The sequence below is a fragment of the Alphaproteobacteria bacterium genome, assembly GCA_020638555.1.
In the GTDB taxonomy this organism is placed as follows: domain Bacteria; phylum Pseudomonadota; class Alphaproteobacteria; order Bin95; family Bin95; genus JACKII01.
In genome coordinates this window covers 44,383-62,392 of the sequence record JACKII010000001.1, presented here as the reverse complement: position 1 = coordinate 62,392, position 18,010 = coordinate 44,383, and the positions used below count along the sequence as shown (strand labels likewise).

The 18,010-nt window shown below is 68.3% G+C and carries 17 protein-coding genes; 9 read left to right on the top strand and 8 right to left on the bottom strand.

Going from position 1 to position 18,010, the window contains the following annotated elements; translation table 11 throughout:
- Window positions 1-53: 53 nt before the first annotated feature.
- Window positions 54-806, top strand: a complete 753-nt coding sequence (locus H6844_00315) for a hypothetical protein (GenBank protein MCB9927848.1) — start codon at window positions 54-56, stop codon at window positions 804-806.
- A gap of 243 nt (window positions 807-1,049) precedes the next feature.
- Window positions 1,050-1,289, top strand: a complete 240-nt coding sequence (locus H6844_00310) for a hypothetical protein (protein ID MCB9927847.1) — start codon at window positions 1,050-1,052, stop codon at window positions 1,287-1,289.
- 144 nt (window positions 1,290-1,433) lie between these two features.
- Here the strand turns inward: H6844_00310 and H6844_00305 are convergent, their stop codons facing one another.
- Window positions 1,434-3,062 (bottom strand): FMN-binding glutamate synthase family protein, encoded by a 1,629-nt coding sequence (locus tag H6844_00305; protein MCB9927846.1) that lies wholly within the window; start codon window positions 3,060-3,062, stop codon window positions 1,434-1,436.
- A gap of 623 nt (window positions 3,063-3,685) precedes the next feature.
- On the opposite strand from H6844_00305, the gene H6844_00300 reads away from it, so the two are divergent.
- The 3 genes from H6844_00300 (at window position 3,686) to H6844_00290 (ending at window position 7,384) form a co-directional block, all read left to right on the top strand.
- On the top strand, window positions 3,686-5,767 hold the full coding sequence (locus H6844_00300) for a hypothetical protein (GenBank protein MCB9927845.1): 2,082 nt from the start codon (window positions 3,686-3,688) through the stop codon (window positions 5,765-5,767).
- Window positions 5,768-5,987: 220 nt separating this feature from the next.
- Complete coding sequence (locus H6844_00295; protein MCB9927844.1) at window positions 5,988-6,488, top strand: hypothetical protein; 501 nt, start codon at window positions 5,988-5,990, stop codon at window positions 6,486-6,488.
- 80 nt (window positions 6,489-6,568) lie between these two features.
- The gene (locus tag H6844_00290) at window positions 6,569-7,384 is read left to right on the top strand and encodes an enoyl-CoA hydratase/isomerase family protein (protein MCB9927843.1); all 816 of its coding nucleotides are present in this window, start codon (window positions 6,569-6,571) and stop codon (window positions 7,382-7,384) included.
- Window positions 7,385-7,542: 158 nt separating this feature from the next.
- Here H6844_00290 and H6844_00285 read toward each other — a convergent pair whose 3' ends face one another.
- From H6844_00285 to H6844_00275, 3 genes are read right to left on the bottom strand one after another with little or no spacing between them, the layout of a single operon-like run.
- A complete protein-coding gene (locus H6844_00285) occupies window positions 7,543-7,974 on the bottom strand; it encodes a DUF1489 domain-containing protein (GenBank protein ID MCB9927842.1) in 432 nt (143 codons plus the stop codon).
- A gap of 21 nt (window positions 7,975-7,995) precedes the next feature.
- Complete coding sequence (locus H6844_00280) at window positions 7,996-8,571, bottom strand: UbiX family flavin prenyltransferase (GenBank protein ID MCB9927841.1); 576 nt, start codon at window positions 8,569-8,571, stop codon at window positions 7,996-7,998.
- Entirely contained in the window at window positions 8,568-9,605 is a 1,038-nt protein-coding gene (locus H6844_00275; protein MCB9927840.1) for an LLM class flavin-dependent oxidoreductase, read from the bottom strand. The genes H6844_00280 and H6844_00275 overlap by 4 nt, the downstream gene beginning before the upstream one ends.
- Before the next feature lie 156 nt (window positions 9,606-9,761).
- Here H6844_00275 and H6844_00270 point away from each other — a divergent pair, with 156 nt between their 5' ends.
- The 4 genes from H6844_00270 to H6844_00255 all read left to right on the top strand — a co-directional run bounded on the left by H6844_00270 (window position 9,762) and on the right by H6844_00255 (window position 12,749).
- A complete protein-coding gene (locus H6844_00270; GenBank protein ID MCB9927839.1) occupies window positions 9,762-11,012 on the top strand; it encodes a CoA transferase in 1,251 nt (416 codons plus the stop codon).
- 76 nt (window positions 11,013-11,088) lie between these two features.
- Entirely contained in the window at window positions 11,089-11,730 is a 642-nt protein-coding gene (nthA, locus tag H6844_00265) for a nitrile hydratase subunit alpha (GenBank protein ID MCB9927838.1), read from the top strand.
- A gap of 4 nt (window positions 11,731-11,734) precedes the next feature.
- Window positions 11,735-12,394: a nitrile hydratase subunit beta gene (gene nthB / locus H6844_00260; GenBank protein ID MCB9927837.1), complete on the top strand. Its 660-nt coding sequence runs from the start codon at window positions 11,735-11,737 to the stop codon at window positions 12,392-12,394.
- A gap of 76 nt (window positions 12,395-12,470) precedes the next feature.
- Window positions 12,471-12,749: a nitrile hydratase accessory protein gene (locus H6844_00255; protein MCB9927836.1), complete on the top strand. Its 279-nt coding sequence runs from the start codon at window positions 12,471-12,473 to the stop codon at window positions 12,747-12,749.
- Window positions 12,750-13,118: 369 nt separating this feature from the next.
- Here the strand turns inward: H6844_00255 and H6844_00250 are convergent, their stop codons facing one another.
- From H6844_00250 to gcvH, 4 genes are all read right to left on the bottom strand, one after another.
- Entirely contained in the window at window positions 13,119-14,345 is a 1,227-nt protein-coding gene (locus H6844_00250) for an FAD-dependent oxidoreductase (protein ID MCB9927835.1), read from the bottom strand.
- A 187-nt stretch (window positions 14,346-14,532) separates the two neighbouring features.
- Window positions 14,533-16,098: an aminomethyl-transferring glycine dehydrogenase subunit GcvPB gene (gene gcvPB, locus H6844_00245; GenBank protein ID MCB9927834.1), complete on the bottom strand. Its 1,566-nt coding sequence runs from the start codon at window positions 16,096-16,098 to the stop codon at window positions 14,533-14,535.
- Complete coding sequence (gcvPA, locus tag H6844_00240) at window positions 16,095-17,450, bottom strand: aminomethyl-transferring glycine dehydrogenase subunit GcvPA (GenBank protein MCB9927833.1); 1,356 nt, start codon at window positions 17,448-17,450, stop codon at window positions 16,095-16,097. The genes gcvPB and gcvPA overlap by 4 nt, the downstream gene beginning before the upstream one ends.
- Window positions 17,451-17,597: 147 nt before the next feature.
- Window positions 17,598-17,978 (bottom strand): glycine cleavage system protein GcvH, encoded by a 381-nt coding sequence (gcvH, locus tag H6844_00235; protein MCB9927832.1) that lies wholly within the window; start codon window positions 17,976-17,978, stop codon window positions 17,598-17,600.
- Window positions 17,979-18,010: the final 32 nt, after the last annotated feature.

Genomic DNA, 18,010 nt, shown 5'->3' with positions numbered 1-18,010 from the left:
CAGAATATATGTAATGTATATTTTCTCACTGAGAAAAGTGTATGGAGTCGATCATGAGCAAATATGCAGCCTTACGAGATCACCTGATGAGCCTGAAATCCGACCATTGGCAGGCATCATTCGAAGAGATCGAGCGGATTCTCGGGGGGCCTCTGCCCCAAAGTGCCAGACGCTATCCGGCATGGTGGGCGAACCAGAATCCGCGATCGCATGTGCAATGCTCCGGCTGGCTTGATGCGGGCTGGCGGACGGCAAACCTCAACATCTCGGCAGAGCGCGTCACGTTCTTGCGGTCCGGTAGTGCCAGTGACATCGGGGAAGAGCCGGTTCACAAATCCACCAAATCAAGCCTTGAGTGGGACGATGTTCTTGGACCCGGCGATGGGGATCACGCCTCCCTGAGCGTGCATTACGGCTGGCGAGCGTTGGGGAATGTTTTCATCGACGACAAAGGCCGCTTGACCTTTCCGAGGATGCCATTCGCGGCGGCGATCTACAAATTCGTGATACGACAAGGCCAGACAGAAAAAACCTATATCGGAGAAACCGATGAGGTTTCGCGCCGCTTTCAGCACTATCGCACACCGGGCCTGACGCAGCGGACAAACCAGCGGATCAACACGGCGATGGAAGCGTGTCTGAAGGGCGGGGGCGAGGTTGACGTCTCGATCATCGAGCAGGCCAGCGCCGAATGGGGCGGGACGAGGCGGGAGTTGGACCTGTCCGAAAAATTGCAGCGTCGGCTTGTCGAACACGCGGCAATCGTTGCCGCTCAACTGGCCCATGAAGATGTTATCAACCTGTAAGGAAAATGCCGTCGTTTCAGAAATCGCGACGCGGCCATTCGTACGCCTTGCCGCGTGCCAGAAAGACCGAGGTCGGTTCGAACAAACATCATTAGTCAGAAATAATAATTCCATCTCATTATGATAAAATCTTATTGAAATAAGGCATTGGGCGATTTGTGTGCCCCGATTTTTGCGGAAAACCGACAATATTTTCCGATACAGGTATAATGGTATTGTCCTATTGGAAAGGAGTGCCTCACAATGATCCGCAATCCCATTCGAAACGGCGTCTGTATTGCCGTTCTCGCTCTTGGGCTGGCCGGTTGTTCGGGGATGAATTCGACCCAGCAGCGCACCCTGTCCGGCGGTGCGATCGGCGCCGGCATCGGCGCATTGGGTACCGTGGCGACGGGCGGCTGCGTCACCTGTGGCACCGCAATCGGCGCCGGCGTCGGTGCGGCCGGCGGGTATATCTACGACAAGCTTGAGGACAAGAAATAGACCAGTCGCCGGCCCACACCCCGCCAGGCCGCCGCGGGCAGCCCGTGCGGCACCGCTCGGTCGGCATGGCGGGCGTGGCGCCGGCGATGGGGTGGGCGACCCGGATCCCCGCCGGCGGGGATGGGCTCCGGCGCGGCCCCTCGGTCAGGCGATGGCGGCGCCCTGTTTGGCACGGCTTTCGGCCAGGTCGATCGCCGGCCGGAAACTGTCCGCGCGCGCGGCGCGCCACCAGTCGGCATAGATGGTCTCGTCCGGCGCCTCCAGCAGGATGTTTTTGGCCAGGAAGGTCTGGATGCGGTCCATGGGTGCGGCCTTGTCCGGCCCCAGACGGTGCATCAGATGGTGCGGCTCCAGTTCGGCGGGGGTTTTGAAGCCGGCGGCCGCGACGATGTCGGCGAGGGCCGCCAGTGTCTTGGCATGGAAGCGGGCCGCCTGGCGCCCCTGCACCTCCGGCACCAGCCCGCGCTGGCGCCCGGGATTCTGCGTCGTCACCCCCGTCGGGCAGGTGCCGAGATGGCAGCGCTGCGCCTGGATGCAGCCGATGGACAGCATGAAGGCGCGGGCCGCGTTGCACCAGTCGGCGCCCTGCGCCATGTGCCAGGCCAGCCCCATGCCGGAATAGACCTTGCCGCTGGCGGCGAGGCGCACCTCGTCCTTCAGGCCGGCCCCGACCAGGGCGTTGCGCATCAGCACCAGCCCTTCCGACAGTGGCATCCCGACCCAGTCCGACAGTTCGAGCGGCGCGGCACCCGTGCCACCCTCGCCGCCGTCGACGACGATGAAATCCGGACGGATGCCGGTTTCGAGCATCGCCTTGACCATCGCGAACGGCTCGTGCGGCTGGCCGATGCACAGTTTCAGCCCCACCGGCTTGCCGCCGGAAAGCTCGCGCATCCGGGCAGCGAACTCCATCATCTCCACCGGCGTGGAAAACGCCGAATGGCCGCGCGGCGACAGACAATCCTGGTGCGCCGGCACCCCGCGGATGCGTGCGATCTCGTCGGTCACCTTCGCCGCCGGCAACAGGCCGCCATGGCCCGGCTTCGCCCCCTGGCTCAGCTTGATCTCGGTCATCTTCACGGCGTCGTTGGCGGCCGCGTCGCGAAACCGTTCGGGATCGAACGCGCCATTCGCGTCCCGCGCGCCGAAATAGCCGGAGCCCAGCTCCCAAACGATGTCGCCGCCGTGCTCGCGATGATAGTCGGACAGCCCGCCCTCGCCCGTGTCGTGGTAGAAGCCGCCCAGCTTCGCGCCCAGATTCAGGGCCCGCACCGCATTGGCCGAAAGCGCCCCGAAGCTCATGGCGCTGATGTTGAGCACGGATGCGGAATAGGGTTTCGCGCATTGGCCATTGCCGACCAGAACCCGCGGCGACGGGTCGGGCGCGGCCTCGGGCGCGATGGAATGGCCGAGCCATTTGTATTCCGCTGCCGCCACGTCCCGCTCGGTGCCGAACGGATGCGTGTCGGTCACGCCGCGCGCCCGGGCGTGCACCAGGTTGCGCGCCTCGAACGAGTAGGGCGTTCCGGTCAGGTCGTCCTCGACGATATAGGCCCGGAGATAGGGGCGCAGCCGGTAGAACAACCAGCGGATGCGGCCGGCGACCGGGAAGTTGCGGGTGATCGACGCCTGTTTCTGAGCATAGTCGAACACCCCCAGGGCGACGACCAGGCCGCACGCGCCGGCCAGCCAATAGAGGGAATTCAGCAGGAAAATTCCCGCAAGGACCAGCGCGGCCAGCGGGATGGCCGCCCGTTTCATCAGATCCAGCATCGGACCCCTTTCGCGCTTTTCGGCCCGTCCGGGCCAGACGTATCATCATACGACCCTTACCGTAAGGCGAAACGGGGAAAGTGACCGCGGCGTGCCGGTTTCCGTCGGCGCGCGGTCAATCCCCGACAGTCCTGCCTCCCATTCGCGCGACAATCGGTCATAGCGGATCAATTGGCCCATTGGTCTGTTCAATTCTTCGCTGCTGCGCGCGAAGCCTTTTGGGGCACGCGCCCGCCAGGCGGCGGTGTCGCGGCCGGCGCCGGACAATCCGGAGTGATCGGCCAACCGTCGTTTGGCCAGAGTCGCGACCGAATTGCAGTCAATCCGGCAATCTGTATTCCAATCCGGTTCCCGGGAATTTGCGCGGTTGCTTGTGCTAACTCGGTATGAACGGAAAATTTGCACCATATGATTTTGTTCATGTGGCCTAATTGCGAGTTACAATCTTGAACACAATTTTGACTCATTTCGAAATAAATTTACAATATTATACAATTCAAAGACATCATACAATCGGATGATATTTAAGGCATAATTGTGTCGTAATTTCCGTGACGGCACCAAGGTAATCCTTAATGTCCCGAAGCGAAAAGTTTCATTGGAACATAAAGGGTTTCGAATCGATGGCGAACTTGTATGTCGGTGCCGGTCAGGCGTATCAGACGCTCAGTGCTGCCGTGGCCGCTTCGGAGGCGGACGACACGATCTACCTGGCCGCGGGCACCTATTACGACGACCCGGTCGTCGTGGAGCATTCGCTCACCCTTGTCGGCCTCGGCGACGGGGCGCGCCTGGTCTGGACCGGGGGGGATATCGGCAACGGCAAGGGCATTCTCGTCGCCCAGACCAGTGTCGAAAACCTGGTGGTCGACAATCTGGAATTCGTCGGCGCCCGGGTGGCCGACCGGAACGGCGCCGGCATTCGTTTTCAGGGCGCCAATCTCACCGTTTTGAACAGCGGTTTCATCGACAACCAGGACGGGATCCTGGCCACCGCCAACCCCGACGCCGTGATCTCGGTCTCCGGCAGTTCGTTCCGCGACAACGGCGCCGGCGACGGCAAGAGCCATGCCATCTATGCCGCGAACGTGGCCGAGGTGACTGTGGCCGGCAGCACTTTTGTCGGCACCCATGTGGGCCACCACATCAAGTCCGTCGCCGCCGCGACAACCGTGGTGGATTCGGTTCTGGACGACGCCGACGGCCAGACGTCGTTTTCGATCGAGGCCTCGCTGGGCGGCGACCTGTTGGTCCGGGGCAACACGTTTTCCCAGGGCGCCACCGGCAACGCCAATTTCATCTACTATTCCACCGACCGCGGCGGCGTCCCCGGATCGGTCACGGTCGCCGACAACACATTCGCCAACGCCGACAATATCGGCCGTATTCTCGCGAACGGGACCGACACGGTCGCGACTGTCACCGGCAACAGCGTGACGAATGCGGCGGGGGCCCGCACCGAAATCGCGAGCGGACTGTTCGCGCAGTCGAACAACACGATCGACGGTGTCGCGCAGGACGCGAGCGCGTTCGACGACGGTGCCGTCGTCGGAACCGCCAGTGCCGACACCATGATCGGCACGGCGGCGGACGACATCGTCAACGGCGGCGCCGGCGACGATGTCCTTTCGGGACGCGGCGGCCGCGACCTGCTGCTGGGCGATGCGGGTCATGACGCCCTCTATGCCGGCGCCGACGCCAGCACGCTTCTGGGCGGGACGGGAGACGATCTTCTGGTCGGCGGCGGCGGCGCCGATTTTCTCGCCGGTAACGACGGTGCCGACACGCTGATCGGCCATGGCAGCGCGGACATCCTGTATGGCGGCGACGGCGCCGATCTGCTGGTGGGCGGCAACGGCGCCGACACGATTAACGGGGGAGGCGGCATCGACACGGCCGTCTTTGCCGGCCGCCACGATCAATACGCTCTCCTGGACGTCAGCACCTCCACCACCTCGGTTTGGACGGTTGCGGCCACCGCAGCTTTGGACGATGCCACCGGCACGGATCTGCTGCAGAATGTCGAGCGGATCGCCTTCAGCGACGGCTATGTCGATACGGCCACCGGGGCTTTTGTCGCCGGTGTCGTGTTGGCCGACTATGCGGCGCTGTCGGCGCTGGCCGATCCGACCGGCGGACAATCGTCCAACCTGGACCAGTTCGAGGGCACAACCGTCACTCCGCCCGCGTCCGTGGAGCCGCCGCCCATTCCCACCGGCATCGGCACGGATGCCGGCCACGAAACCATCGAAGGCACGGCCGGCGACGACGTGCTGGCCACCGGCGGCGGCTATTGGGACCGGCTGGCGGGCGGGTCTGGCGACGACGCCTATATCGTCGAGGTCAACCAGACCACCGTGGCCGAGGCGGTCGGCGGCGGCACCGACACCGTCTACAGTCGTGCCGCCTATCTGGCGGTCGCCAGCGAGGTCGAGAATTTCGTCCTGCTGGACGGTGCCGGCGGCCTGACGGCCAACCGCTACGACAATCACATTGCCGGCAATGACGGCGACAACCGGCTGAACGGCAATGGGGGTGACGATACCATTCTGGGAATGGGCGGCGACGACACCCTGATCGGTGGCCGCGGCAATGACAGCATCGACGGCGGCGACGGCGTGGATACGGCGGAGTTTTCCGGCGATGCGGCGGACTATCGGCTGAGCCTCGACGGCGACGGCAGCATCCGGGTCGAGGTGATATGACGGTCGGCAATGACGGCGTCGATACGCTGACCCATGTCGAATGGCTGGCCTTTGCCGACCAGACCATCGCCACCGCCACCATCGGGCCGGGCGTCACGCCGCCTCCGGACCCTGGCCCGACGCCGACCGCGCCGGAGCCGACCGTCACCGGCACGGAGGTCGGCCAGGAAATCGTCGAAGGCACGGCCGGCGACGACGTGCTGGCTACCGGCGGCGGCTATTGGGACCGGCTGGCCGGCGGGCTGGCGACGACGCCTATATCGTCGAGGTCAACCAGACCACCGTGGCCGAGGCGGTCGGCGGCGGCACCGACACCGTCTACAGTCGTGCCGACTATCTGGCGGTCGCCAGCGAGGTCGAGAATTTCGTCCTGCTGGAGGGCGCCGGCGGCCTGACGGCCAACCGCTACGACAATCACATGACCGGCAATGACGGCGACAACCGGCTGAACGGCAAAGGGGGTGACGATACCATTCTGGGGATGGGCGGCGACGACACCCTGATCGGTGGCCGCGGCAATGACAGCATCGACGGCGGCGACGGCGTGGATACGGCGGAGTTTTCCGGCAATGCGGCGGACTATCGGCTGAGCCTCGACGGCGACGGCAGCATCCGGGTCGAGGACACGGTCGGCAATGACGGCGTCGATACGCTGACCCATGTCGAACTGCTGGGCTTTGCCGACCAGACCCTGAGCGTCGACGGTCTCGTCTGGACCTGAGGCGCGGCGCTGGCTTTGGCGGGCGGTTCGGCTAGGATGCGCCATGATCGTCCCGCCCGTCTCTTCGTCTGCCAAAGCCCGTGACTGACCTGAACGCCTTCGAAACCCTGGCGCCCGTCCTGACCGGCCCGCGCCTCGACATTCACTTCAACCGCCCGGACCGTCGCAACGCCCTCACGCATCAGATGATGGTGGAGTTGACGCGGCTGCTGCGCTGGACCGCCGCGAATGCGGCGGTGCGGGTGGTGGTGCTGCGCGGCAAGGGCGGCAATTTCTCCGCCGGCGGCGACCTGGACGCCATGCATGGCCTGGCGCCGAAAAATCCCGATGGCACCGACCCGCTGGTGCCGGCCTATCGCGAGATGGGCCACGCCCTCAGCCTGCTGGACGCGCTGCCCCAGGCGGTGGTGGCGGCGGTCGAGGGCGCGGCGGTGGGTGGCGGCCTCGGCATGGCCTGCTGCGCCGACCATGTGGTCGCCCGGACGGATGCCAAATTCGGCATGCCCGAGGCGAAATGGGGCTTCATCCCGAGCCAGATCCTGCCCTTCGTCATCACCCGCATCGGCCCCGGCCCGGCCCGCGCCATGGTCGCGACCGGCAGCATCGCCCGCGGCGAGGAGGCGTTCCGCCTCGGCATTGCCCACGAACTGGCGGACGACACCGCCGACCTGGAGGCGCGGCTGGAACGAGCCGTCGCCGACGCGCTGCTGAGCGCGCCGCACGCGCTCGCCACCGCCAAAAGCCTGATCCGCCTCGCCCCCACCCGCAGCCGCGACGAGACGCTGCAACACGCGGCCGAGGACCTGGTCCGGCTGCTGCGCGAGCCGGAAGCGGAAGAGGGCATCAAGGCCTTTCTCGCCAAGCGCCGGCCCTCCTGGGCGCCGGACCAAGGGTAAAGCCGCGCGGGCCGAGTCTGTTCGAGGTCCCACGCCTCCTCGGTCGTCATTGCGAGGCGCCCGCAGGGCAACGACGCAATCCAGCCCCCCCACTACCAGGCCCCTGGATTGCTTCGCTTGCGCTCGCAATGACGGCTGAAGAGGGTGACTTCCGTCCGCTACAACAACCCCAGCGCGCGCAATTCTTCGGCCAGATGCGGCGGCAGGGCGTCCGTTTCGCTGTCGGCGAGGTCCGGCGGCGCGTCCGCCGGCTGGAGATAGCGCCAGCCCTGAAACGGCCGCTGCGCGCGCGGCACGGTCGGGATCAGTTCCGGCTCCAGCACGATGGCGCAGCGCCGCTCGCCCTCCGCGTTCTCGCGCGCCTCGAAGGCATGGATCGGCTGGCGCGCCAGGATCACGCCCTTGATCACCCAGTACATTGAGCCGCCGCCGTCCAGGATTTCCTGACCGCGGCGGGGAAAATTGCGGGTCAGGTGGCGGTTGTGGTCGCTGCCGGTCTCCTGCCGCCGCCCGTCCTGCCAGCGGGCGAGGCTCTCGACGGACTCGCTGCCGACGGAGAGTTTGATCATGTGCAAGGTGGGCTGGCTCATGCCCGCATTCGTAGCGACTCCCTAACCGCCCTTCCAGCGGTTCGCGGCCGGCAGGGCGATTTCGCCCAGACCCTCGAACAGGTCGAGCGTGCGGATGCAGGTGTAATCGACCAGATCGGCAACGCTTTCCGGCCTGGCATAGAAGGCCGGCAGCGGCGGCGCGATCACCGCACCCGCCTCGGTCGCCGCGGTCATGGCGCGCAGATGGCCGAGATGCAGCGGCGTCTCGCGCGGCAACAGCACCAGCCGGCGGCGCTCCTTCAGGCAGACATCGGCCGCGCGGGTCAAGAGGTGGGTGGTCATGCCATAGGCGATTTCCGCCAGCGAGCGCATGGAGCAGGGCGCCACCACCATGCCCGCGGTGCGGAACGAGCCGCTGGCAATGGCGGCGGCGATGTCGTCCGGGCCATAGCTGACATCGGCCAGCGCCTGGACGTCCGCCGGCTTGAAATCCGTCTCGTGCGCGAGCGTGATCCGGGCCGAGCGGGTCATGACCAGATGCGTCTCGACCGGCGTCGGTTGCAGCAATTGCAGCAGCCGCACGCCGTAGATCGCACCGGACGCGCCGGAAATGCCGATAACGAGGCGGGCGGTCATTGGCCGGCGAGCAGGGTTTTGAGGATGGGGAACAGTTCGGTCGCCATGCGCTCGATGAAGTCGGGCCGGGGGCCGCCCGGCGGCGGGGTCGGCATCGGATGCGGGATGACCATGTCGATGCGATGGCCGAGGCGCAGCACCTGCGCCAGTTGCTCGGCGATCGTTTGCGGCGAGCCATAGAGGGCGAAGGCGTCGGCGATCGCGTCGGACAGGAACGAGACGACGCGGCCGGACGCCTCCAGGTCGGCGGCGTGATGGAAGTCCGGCCAGACCTGTTGTTTCAGTTCCTCGATATCCGGACCGTCCCAGGCGAAGCCGGGCGGATCGAACAGCATCGGCGAGTACTCGTAGTAGCCGGCGGCCATGGAGCGGGCGATCAGGCCAGCGCGCTCTGCATCGTCGCTGAGAATGGTGTGCAGGATCAGGCCGATCTTGATGGCGGCCGGGTCGCGCCCGGCTTCGGCGGCGCCGGCGTGAACCGCTGCGATGGCCGCATGGATGTTGGCCGGATGGCGGCCAACCCGGATGAAGACGCCGTCGGCCACCCGCCCGGCCATGCGCAGCGTGCGGGGGCCGCCGGCCGCGATCCACACCGGCACCGGGCGGGCATGGCGCAGCGCCGCCGGGCGGGCCGCGCCGACCTCCAGCTTCTCGCCGGCGAGGAGCGCCTGCGCCGTGCGCGTCGCCTGTTCCAGCTCCGCCACCCTGGACGGGCGCTTGCCCATGAGCCGCACGGCGGTATCGCCGACGCCCATCGCCAGCAGGGCGCGGCCCGGTGCCAGGCGCTCGACCGTGGCGATGGAGGAGGCCAGGACCGCCGGATCGCGCATCGCCGGGGTCTCGATCAGCGGCCCCAGGCCGATCCGCGTCGTCTGGGTCGCGGCGAAGGCCAGATTGACGTAAGGGTCCTGCAACAACAGCGGCGAGGACGGGATGAAGGCATAGTCCCAGCCCAGGTCCTCGGCCCGGCGCGCGTCCGCGGCGAAGGCTTGCGGAGACGAATAGTCGAAACGGTTCAGGCCAAAAGCGGGCATTTGCGGCATGTGCGGACCCCGGGGCTGTCGGTATGGCGAGCGGGCGGGCGGTTCGGCGGCCATCGTACCGCGACGCCGGCGCGGCGCCTACGATCTTGTCCGCAAGCCGCCCGCCGGGCAATAAGGGGGCGCGAAGCCCCTGCCGAGGAACAGTGAATGTCCGACCAGATCCTGAATTTCGACGGCCCCGACGCCCCGGTCACCGGCGCGCTCAAGGGCCTGAAGGTGATCGACCTGACCCGCGTGCTGGGCGGTCCCTATTGCACCATGATCCTGGGCGACCACGGCGCCGACATCATCAAGATCGAGCCGCCCCAGGGCGACGAGACCCGTGACTGGGGCCCGCCCTTCCTGAACGACGATCCGGCCGGCAACATGGCGGCCTATTACATGGGCGTGAACCGCAACAAGCGCTCACTCGGCCTCGACCTCGGCAAGCCGGAGGGCAAGGCGCTGCTGCTGCGCCTGCTGGAGGGCGCGGACGTGCTGATCGAGAATTTCAAGCCGGGCCAGATGGAGAAATGGGGCCTGGGCTACCAGGACGTGCTCTCCCAGCGCTTTCCCGGCCTGGTGCATTGCCGCGTCACCGGCTATGGCGCCACCGGCCCGATGGGCGGCGATCCCGGCTATGACGCGGTGGTGCAGGCGGTCAGCGGCATGTCCAGCATCAACGGTACGCCCACCAGCGGCCCGACCCGCCTCGGCACCCCCATCGTCGACATGGGCACCGGCCTGAACGCCGCCATCGCCATTCTCATGGCCTTGTATGAGCGCAACAACTCGGGCCGCGGCCAGTATCTGGACATGACGCTCTACGACTGCGCCGTCGCGCTGCTGCACCCGCAGGCGAACAACTTCCTGATGAACGGCGCCGCGCCCAAGACCACCGGCAACGCCCACCCGAACATCTACCCCTACGACTCGTTCAAGACGGCGGACAAGGACCTGTTCACCGCCGTCGGCAATGACGGCCAGTTCCGCCGCCTCTGCGGCGTGATCGGCCAGCCGGAACTGGCAGACGATCCGCGCTTTGCGACCGCGCCGCAGCGCTCGGTCAACCGCGAGGCGCTGAAGCCGGCGCTGGAGGGCGCGTTCGCCACCTGGCATTGCGACGACCTCGCCCGCGCGCTGCTGGACGCCGGCGTCCCGGCCGGCCCGGTCAACGACGTGCCGACGGCCATGACCAGCGAGCACACGCTGCACCGCCGGATGCGCGTTTCCGACGGCCAGGGCTACAACGCCCTCGGCATCCAGGCGAAGCTGTCGCGCACCCCGGGCAATGTGCGCCGGGCGCCGCCGCAGTTCGGCCAGGACGGGCGCGATATCCTGGCGGAAGCCGGTCTCTCACCGGACGAGGTCGCTGCCCTGATCGCCGCCGGCGTGGTGGTGGAGCAACGCCGCCGCTAAAGGCTTTTCGCAAGGGTCCGGCTCTGCCAGATTGGCAGGGCCGACCCGTCGCTCCCTGCCCGAAAGAGGCCCGGCCATGTCGCACGAACACGACCACGCCCACACGCACCACCACTCGCACGAGCATTCCGAGCTTTCCGACCTGGACTTGCGGGTCCGGGCGCTGGAATCGCTGATGGTGGAGAAAGGCTATGTCGATCCGGCGGCCCTGGACGCCCTGATCGACACCTACGAGACCAAGGTCGGCCCGAAGAACGGCGCCCAGGTGGTGGCCAAGGCCTGGACCGACCCGGCCTACAAACGCTGGCTGTTGCAGGACGCCACCGCGGCCATCGCCTCACTCGGCTTCACCGGCCGCCAGGGCGAGCACATGGTGGCGGTGGAGAACACCGATACGGTGCACAACATGGTCGTTTGCACCCTCTGCTCCTGCTATCCCTGGCCGGTGCTGGGCCTGCCGCCGACCTGGTACAAGGCCGCCCCCTATCGCGCCCGCGCCGTGATGCAGCCGCGGGCGGTGCTGGCCGAATTCGGCGTGTCGCTGTCGGCGGCGACCGAGGTGCGGGTCTGGGATTCCACCGCGGAAATCCGCTATCTGGTGCTGCCGCAGCAGCCGGCGGCGGCCCGCGGCCTGGGCGAGGCGGAACTGGTCGACTGGGTCACGCGCGACTCCATGATCGGGGTCGGCCTGCCTCGGCGCCCCGCGGCAGAGGGCTGAGGCGATGAACGGCGCTCACGATCTGGGCGGCATGCACGGCTTCGGCCCGATCGGTGCCGACCCGCACGAGCCCCTGTTCCACGCCCCCTGGGAGCGGCGCTGCTTCGCGTTGACGCTCGCCGCCGGCTTCACCGGGCAGTGGAATATCGACGCGAGCCGGTTTGCGCGCGAGCAGATGGCACCGGCGGCCTATCTCTCCACCGGCTATTACGAGCACTGGCTGTTCGGGCTGGAGCAGTTGCTGGTCGAGCGCGGCATGGCCTCGCCGGCCGAAATCGCCAGCGGCGAGGCGGCGCTGGAGCCGAAGCCGGAGGCCCGCGTGCTGAAGGCCGCGGACGTCGCGACCGCGCTGGCCAAGGGCGGGCCGAGTTCCCGGCAGGCCGCGGCCGAGCCCCGCTTCCGCGTCGGCGACCGTGTGCGTGCCCGCAATCTCAACCCGGCGACCCACACCCGCCTGCCCCGCTATGCCCGCGGCAAGACCGGCACCGTGCATCTGACCCACGGCGCGCACGTGTTCCCGGACACGAACGCGCTCTTTGCCGGCGAGGCGCCGCAGCCGCTCTACACCGTGCGGTTCGAGGGGGCGGAATTGTGGGGGCCGGACGCGGAGCCCGGCACGTGCGCCCATATCGACCTCTGGGAGTCCTATCTTGAGCCCGCCTGACCGCCTGCCCGGCCAACCGCTGGATGACGACGGCGCGCCGGTGTTCGCCGAGCCCTGGCAGGCGCAGGCCTTCGCCATGGCGGTGCAGTTGCACGCCCGCGGCCTGTTCACCTGGCCGGAATGGGCCGCGGCGCTGGCGGACGAGATCAGGCGCGCCCAGGCCGCGGGCGACCCGGACACCGGCGACACCTACTACCACCACTGGCTCGCCGCGCTGGAGCGGCTGGTGGCGGAAAAGGGCGCCACGTCCGCCGCGGAACTGGCCGCGCGCAAGGACGCCTGGGATCGCGCCGCCAAGGCGACCCCGCACGGCCGCCCGATCCTGCTGGGTGCGGAGACCGGCCCGGCGGCGTGACTCACGTCAGACGGCTGTGTTCCCCGGGCGAGGCAGCGCCGAGACCCGGGGCCGCTCGCGGCGTGCGAACACTACCGGTGGCTGTGTTCGAAGGCAGACGCCGGCCCCGGATCGCCGCTCCGCAGCGTCCGGGGAACAGCCCATGTCGATATCGACAGTCTCTCCCTCTGATTTGGCGCCGTTCTGATTTCATGACCCCCGTCCAGCGCTTGACGCGGGACCCATGCCTGCGCCTCCCCCACACGGCCCCAACGTTGTCGGAAGCGCTCAGGCATGGATCCCGGCTCAAGGCCGGGGAAGCGGGTGGACGGGAAGCGGAGGGCCGGGGAAGGGGAGGGCCGGGAAGCGGGAGCGGGGATCGCGCGTCACTCACCCTCGGCCGCGGCGATCCGCGTCGCGCATGGCGGCCAGCGCCTCCGCCGCGGCGCGCTCGCCGCTCGCCCAGGCGCCGTGGGCGGCGGTGAAGAAGGTGGGGTGGGTGGCCTCGCCGGCGAAGAACAGCCGGTCCTCCACCGGACGCGCCAGGTCGGCGCGCGGATCGCCGCCACCCGGCGCCATGGCCGAGTAGGCGCCCCAGATCCAGGGCGTCGTCCCCCAGGTCGAGGCTCGCGCCGCCCGCACCCGGCGGCGCACACCGCTGCCGAACATGGTCGCGTACTGCTCCAGCACGAAGGCGATCTCGGCCCGTTCGCCCTCCGCCTCCAGCGCCCGCACCGCACCCGCTTCCAGGAAGGATTCCGCCACCGGCCGACCGAAGCGTCCGACCCGCACCGACAGCACGCCGCTGCGCGCCGACGGCCAGTCGGGGTCGAGCCGGTCGAAGCGCACCAGCACCTTGTTCGCCCGCCCGAGCGGCAGGCGGTGGATGGCGGCGGCGGTCGCCTGCGGCAGGGCCGGCGTGAAACGCATGCGCTTCAGCGCCTCGGTCCCGGCGGTGAGGATGACGGCGCGGGCCTCCAGCACGCCGGCGGGGGTCAGCAGGCGCAGGCGCGGGCCGCTGCGGTCCAGCGCCAGCACCGGCGTCTCGCGCCGGATGGCGAGGCCGGCGGCGCGCCGCACGATATGGGCGCCCATGCCGTGCGGCACGGTCCAGTTGCGGTCGGTGTCGACATAGCGCGCCCAGTCGAGCGCGCCCAGGTCGCGGCTGCCGACGCTGGTATAGGCGCCGCACCACCATTCGAAATGCCGCCGCCAGTCGGGATCGTCCGGCACCGCGTCCGCCACCGGTGGGTCCTCGCCGCGGGCGGCGACGGCCTCCACCGCGGCCTCGCACCGGGCGATATAGGCGTCGTGCGCCGTCTCCTCCGCCGGGCTGGCCCAGCGGCCCAGGTCGTCGCGGAACAGGCGCGAGCGGGGCGCGTCTTGGCCGTATTGCGCCGGTGGGCCGTCGGCCAGCGGGTTGCGGTCGGCGGAGTGCAGCCAGGTGCAGCCGAGGTCGAGCGCATAACCGAGCGAATGGTCGGTCAGCGCCCGCCCGCCGAGCCGGGCCGCCGCCTCCAGCACTATGTGAGAGGCGCCGGCGGCCCTAAGGGCGCGCGCCGCCGCAATGCCGGCGGCACCGGCGCCGATGACGGCAATATCGACGGACGAAACCATGGTTGGGGCGGACTCCGTGGCGGTCGGTTCGGAGGAAAAGCCCGCTTCGGTACTCTGGCCAATGCGAGGCCGCGAGCCGGGCCGCGATCCGGGGCCGATCGCGGCGGGCGAACACCCAAACCGGCGGTGTTCGAAGACGACACCGGCCCCGGATCGGTGCTCCACACCGTCCGGGGTAGGGTGCGGCTCAATCCGCCTGCCAGCGCAGCACCGGCTTGCGGGCCGCCTGGGTCTCGTCCAGGCGCTTGCGCGGCGCAAACCGCGGCGCCTGGGCGAAGCGCTCGGTGTCGCCCGCCTTTGCCGCCCGGGCCAGGCCCAAAAGCGCGTCGGCGAACTCGTCCAGCGCGTTCTTGGTCTCGGTCTCGGTCGGCTCGATCAGCATGGCGCCGTGGACGACCAGGGGGAAATACATGGTCATCGGGTGGAAGCCCTCGTCGATCATCGCCTTGGCGAAATCCAGCGTCGAGACGCCGGTGCCCTTCAGGAAATGATCGTCGAACAGCACTTCGTGCATGCAGGGCCCGGTGTCGCCATAGGGCAGCGAGAACTCGCTCTTCAGGCGCGCCTTCAGATAGTTGGCGTTGAGCACCGCATCCTCCGCCACCTGGCGCAGGCCGTCCGAGCCGTGGCTCAGCATATAGGTGAGGGCGCGCACGAACATGCCCATCTGGCCGTGGAAGCCCTTGACCCGGCCAAAGGCCTGGGCCGCCTCGCCCTCCGCGCGTTCGATCAGGCTCAACGTGCCGTCGGCGTTGCGGTGCAGGCGCGGCACCGGCGCGAACGGCGCCAGGGCTTCGGAATAGACCACCGGCCCGCTGCCCGGCCCGCCGCCGCCATGCGGGGTGGAGAAGGTCTTGTGCAGGTTCAGGTGCATGGCGTCGACGCCCAGATCGCCCGGCCTGACGCGGCCGACAATGGCGTTGAAGTTGGCGCCGTCGCAGTAGAAATAGCCGCCGGCCTCGTGCAGGGCGTCGGCGATGCGGCGAATGTCATACTCGAACACGCCGCAGGTGTTCGGGTTGGTCAGCATGATCGCGGCGACATCGTCGCCCAGATGCCGTTCGAATGCCTTGAAGTCGACGCGGCCGCGGTCGTCCTCCTCGATGCTTTCGATCTGGAAGCCGAGCGAGGCGGCGGTGGCCGGGTTGGTGCCGTGCGCAGAGTCGGGCACCAGCACCTTGCGCCGCTTGTCGGCCTCGCCCCGATGCTCCAGCGCCGCGCGGATCGCGGCCATGCCGGTCAGCTCGCCATGGGCGCCCGCGCCGGGCGAGAGCGCCACCGCGGGCATGCCGGTGAGCGTCAGGATCCAGTGCGACAGTTCCTGCATCAGTTGCAGCGCGCCCTGGATGGTGCTTTCCGGCTGCATCGGGTGCAGGTCGGCAAAGCCCGGCAGACGCGCCAGGCGTTCGTTCAGGCGCGGATTGTGCTTCATGGTGCACGAGCCCAGCGGGAACAGGCCGGCGTCGATGGCGTAGTTCTTCTGGCTGAGCCGGGTGTAATGGCGCACCACCTGCGGCTCGCTGAGGCCCGGCAGGCCGACGGGCGCGCTGCGGGCGAGACCGCCGAGCCGGTCGGCGACGGCCGGCGGCTCCGGCAGGTCGACGCCGGTTCGGCCCTCGGCACCTTTCTCGAAGATCGGCTTTTCTTCCAGGTGCAGCGCCCGGTTGCCGGTGAAGGTTTCCGGCGCCGTCTCGGTCTCGTCATTGGCGGCCATGGGGCGGGTGGCCCGGCCCTGGGTGTTCATGGCGCTCATGCCGCCAGCTCCTTGGTCAGTGCGAGGGCGAGCGCCTCGATATCCTCGGGCTCCACCGTCTCGGTCGCCGCCACCAGCAGCACGTCCGCCAGTTCCGGCCGGTCGGGGTAGAGCCGCGAGGCGGGCACGCCGGCCAGGAGGCCCTGTTCCGCCAGCGCATCGACCACGGGCGCGGCCGGTTGCGGCAGCCGCACCGCGAATTCGTTGAAAAAGGCGGGGTTCAGCACCTCCACCCCCGGCACCCGGGCCAGGCGTTCGGCGGTCTGCACCGCCGTCGCATGGTTCCAGGCCGCCAGGCGGTGCAGCCCCGCCTCGCCCAGCAGCGACAGGTGGATCGAAAACGCCAGCGCACAGAGGCCGGAATTGGTGCAGATATTGCTGGTCGCCTTCTCGCGCCGGATGTGCTGCTCGCGGGTCGAGAGCGTCAGCACATAGCCGCGCTGGCCGTCGGCATCCACGGTCTCGCCGCAGACCCGGCCCGGCATCTGGCGCACCAGCTTGCTCCGCGTCGCGAACAGGCCCAGATAGGGGCCGCCGAAATTCAGGGCGTTGCCGATGCCCTGGCCCTCGCCGACGACGATGTCGGCGCCCATCGCCCCCGGCGGCGTCAGCGCGCCGAGCGCCACGACCTCGGTGCAGACCACCACCATCAGCGCGCCGGCGGCGTGGCAGGCCTCGGCCAGCGGGGTCAGGTCGGCGATGTGGCCGAAGGCGTCCGGATACTGCACCACGACGCAGCCGACCGTGTCGTCGACGGCGGCGGCCAGTGCGTCGACATCCGCACCGGCGACGGTCGGCGCCGTCTCGGCGATCGGGAAGTCGGTCATCCGGCAGAGCGTCTCGGTCACGTCGCGATAATGCGGGTGCAGGTTGCCGGAGAGCAGCGCCTTGTGCCGCCGCGTCACCCGGGCGGCCATCATCACCGCCTCGGCGCACGAGGTGGCGCCGTCATACATGGAGGCGTTCGCCACCTCCATGCCGGTCAGCAGCGCCACCTGGGTCTGAAACTCGAACAGCACCTGCAATGTGCCCTGGGCGATTTCCGGCTGGTAGGGGGTGTAGGCGGTCAGGAACTCGCCGCGCTGGATCAGATAGTCGACGCTGGCCGGCACATGATGGCGATAGGCGCCGGCGCCGAGAAAGCACGGCCCCTCGCCGGCGGCGTGGTTCTGCATCGCCAGACGGGAGAGGTGGCGTTCGACCGCCATTTCGCCGGCATGGCGGGGCAGGTCGAGCAGGCCGTCGAGCCGGGCTTCGGCCGGCACGTCGCAAAACAGGTCGTCGATGCTGGCCGCACCGACGGTTGCCAGCATCGCCTCGCGATCCTGTTGGGTGAGGGGAAGGTAGCGCATGGACGTTCTAACCTCGTACCTTTGGCTTCTCTCATCCCGAGTAGCCGCGGAGCGGCGTATCGAGGGGTCAGTGGCGGGACCGGTCACGCCCCTCGATACGGGCCTCTACGGCCCTACTCGGGGTGAAGCGTGGCGGTGCGGTTCGCTCTAGTCTTCCAGGCCGGCGATGAAGTCCTCGTAGGAGGATTCGTCCATCAGGCTGTCGGCCTCGCCGCTGTCGGCGAGCTTGATCTTGAACAGCCAGCCCTTGCCCAGCGCATCGCGGTTGACGGTTTCCGGGTCGTCCTCGACCGCGGAATTGACGGCCACCACCTCGCCCGAGACGGGCGCGTAGATGTCGCTCGCGGCCTTCACCGACTCGACCACCGCGATCTCGTCCTTGGCCGAGACGACGCGGCCGATTTCCGGCAGTTCGACGAACACGACGTCGCCCAACTGCTCCTGCGCGTAGTCGGAAATCCCGCAGACGGCGACATTGCCCTCGATGCGGACCCATTCGTGCTCTTCGGTGTAACGTTCGTTGGCCATGGTTTCGGTCTCCTGGGGAAGGCTCTCTGTTG

Coding starts and splice junctions, on each gene's coding strand:
- H6844_00315 (MCB9927848.1), top strand. CDS start 54: ATGAGCAAATATGCAGCCTTACGAGATCACCTGATGAGCCTGAAATCC.
- H6844_00310 (MCB9927847.1), top strand. CDS start 1,050: ATGATCCGCAATCCCATTCGAAACGGCGTCTGTATTGCCGTTCTCGCT.
- H6844_00305 (MCB9927846.1), bottom strand. CDS start 3,062: ATGCTGGATCTGATGAAACGGGCGGCCATCCCGCTGGCCGCGCTGGTC.
- H6844_00300 (MCB9927845.1), top strand. CDS start 3,686: ATGGCGAACTTGTATGTCGGTGCCGGTCAGGCGTATCAGACGCTCAGT.
- H6844_00285 (MCB9927842.1), bottom strand. CDS start 7,974: ATGAGCCAGCCCACCTTGCACATGATCAAACTCTCCGTCGGCAGCGAG.
- H6844_00280 (MCB9927841.1), bottom strand. CDS start 8,571: ATGACCGCCCGCCTCGTTATCGGCATTTCCGGCGCGTCCGGTGCGATC.
- H6844_00275 (MCB9927840.1), bottom strand. CDS start 9,605: ATGCCCGCTTTTGGCCTGAACCGTTTCGACTATTCGTCTCCGCAAGCC.
- H6844_00270 (MCB9927839.1), top strand. CDS start 9,762: ATGTCCGACCAGATCCTGAATTTCGACGGCCCCGACGCCCCGGTCACC.
- nthA (MCB9927838.1), top strand. CDS start 11,089: ATGTCGCACGAACACGACCACGCCCACACGCACCACCACTCGCACGAG.
- nthB (MCB9927837.1), top strand. CDS start 11,735: ATGAACGGCGCTCACGATCTGGGCGGCATGCACGGCTTCGGCCCGATC.
- H6844_00255 (MCB9927836.1), top strand. CDS start 12,471: ATGGCGGTGCAGTTGCACGCCCGCGGCCTGTTCACCTGGCCGGAATGG.
- H6844_00250 (MCB9927835.1), bottom strand. CDS start 14,345: ATGGTTTCGTCCGTCGATATTGCCGTCATCGGCGCCGGTGCCGCCGGC.
- gcvPB (MCB9927834.1), bottom strand. CDS start 16,098: ATGAGCGCCATGAACACCCAGGGCCGGGCCACCCGCCCCATGGCCGCC.
- gcvPA (MCB9927833.1), bottom strand. CDS start 17,450: ATGCGCTACCTTCCCCTCACCCAACAGGATCGCGAGGCGATGCTGGCA.
- gcvH (MCB9927832.1), bottom strand. CDS start 17,978: ATGGCCAACGAACGTTACACCGAAGAGCACGAATGGGTCCGCATCGAG.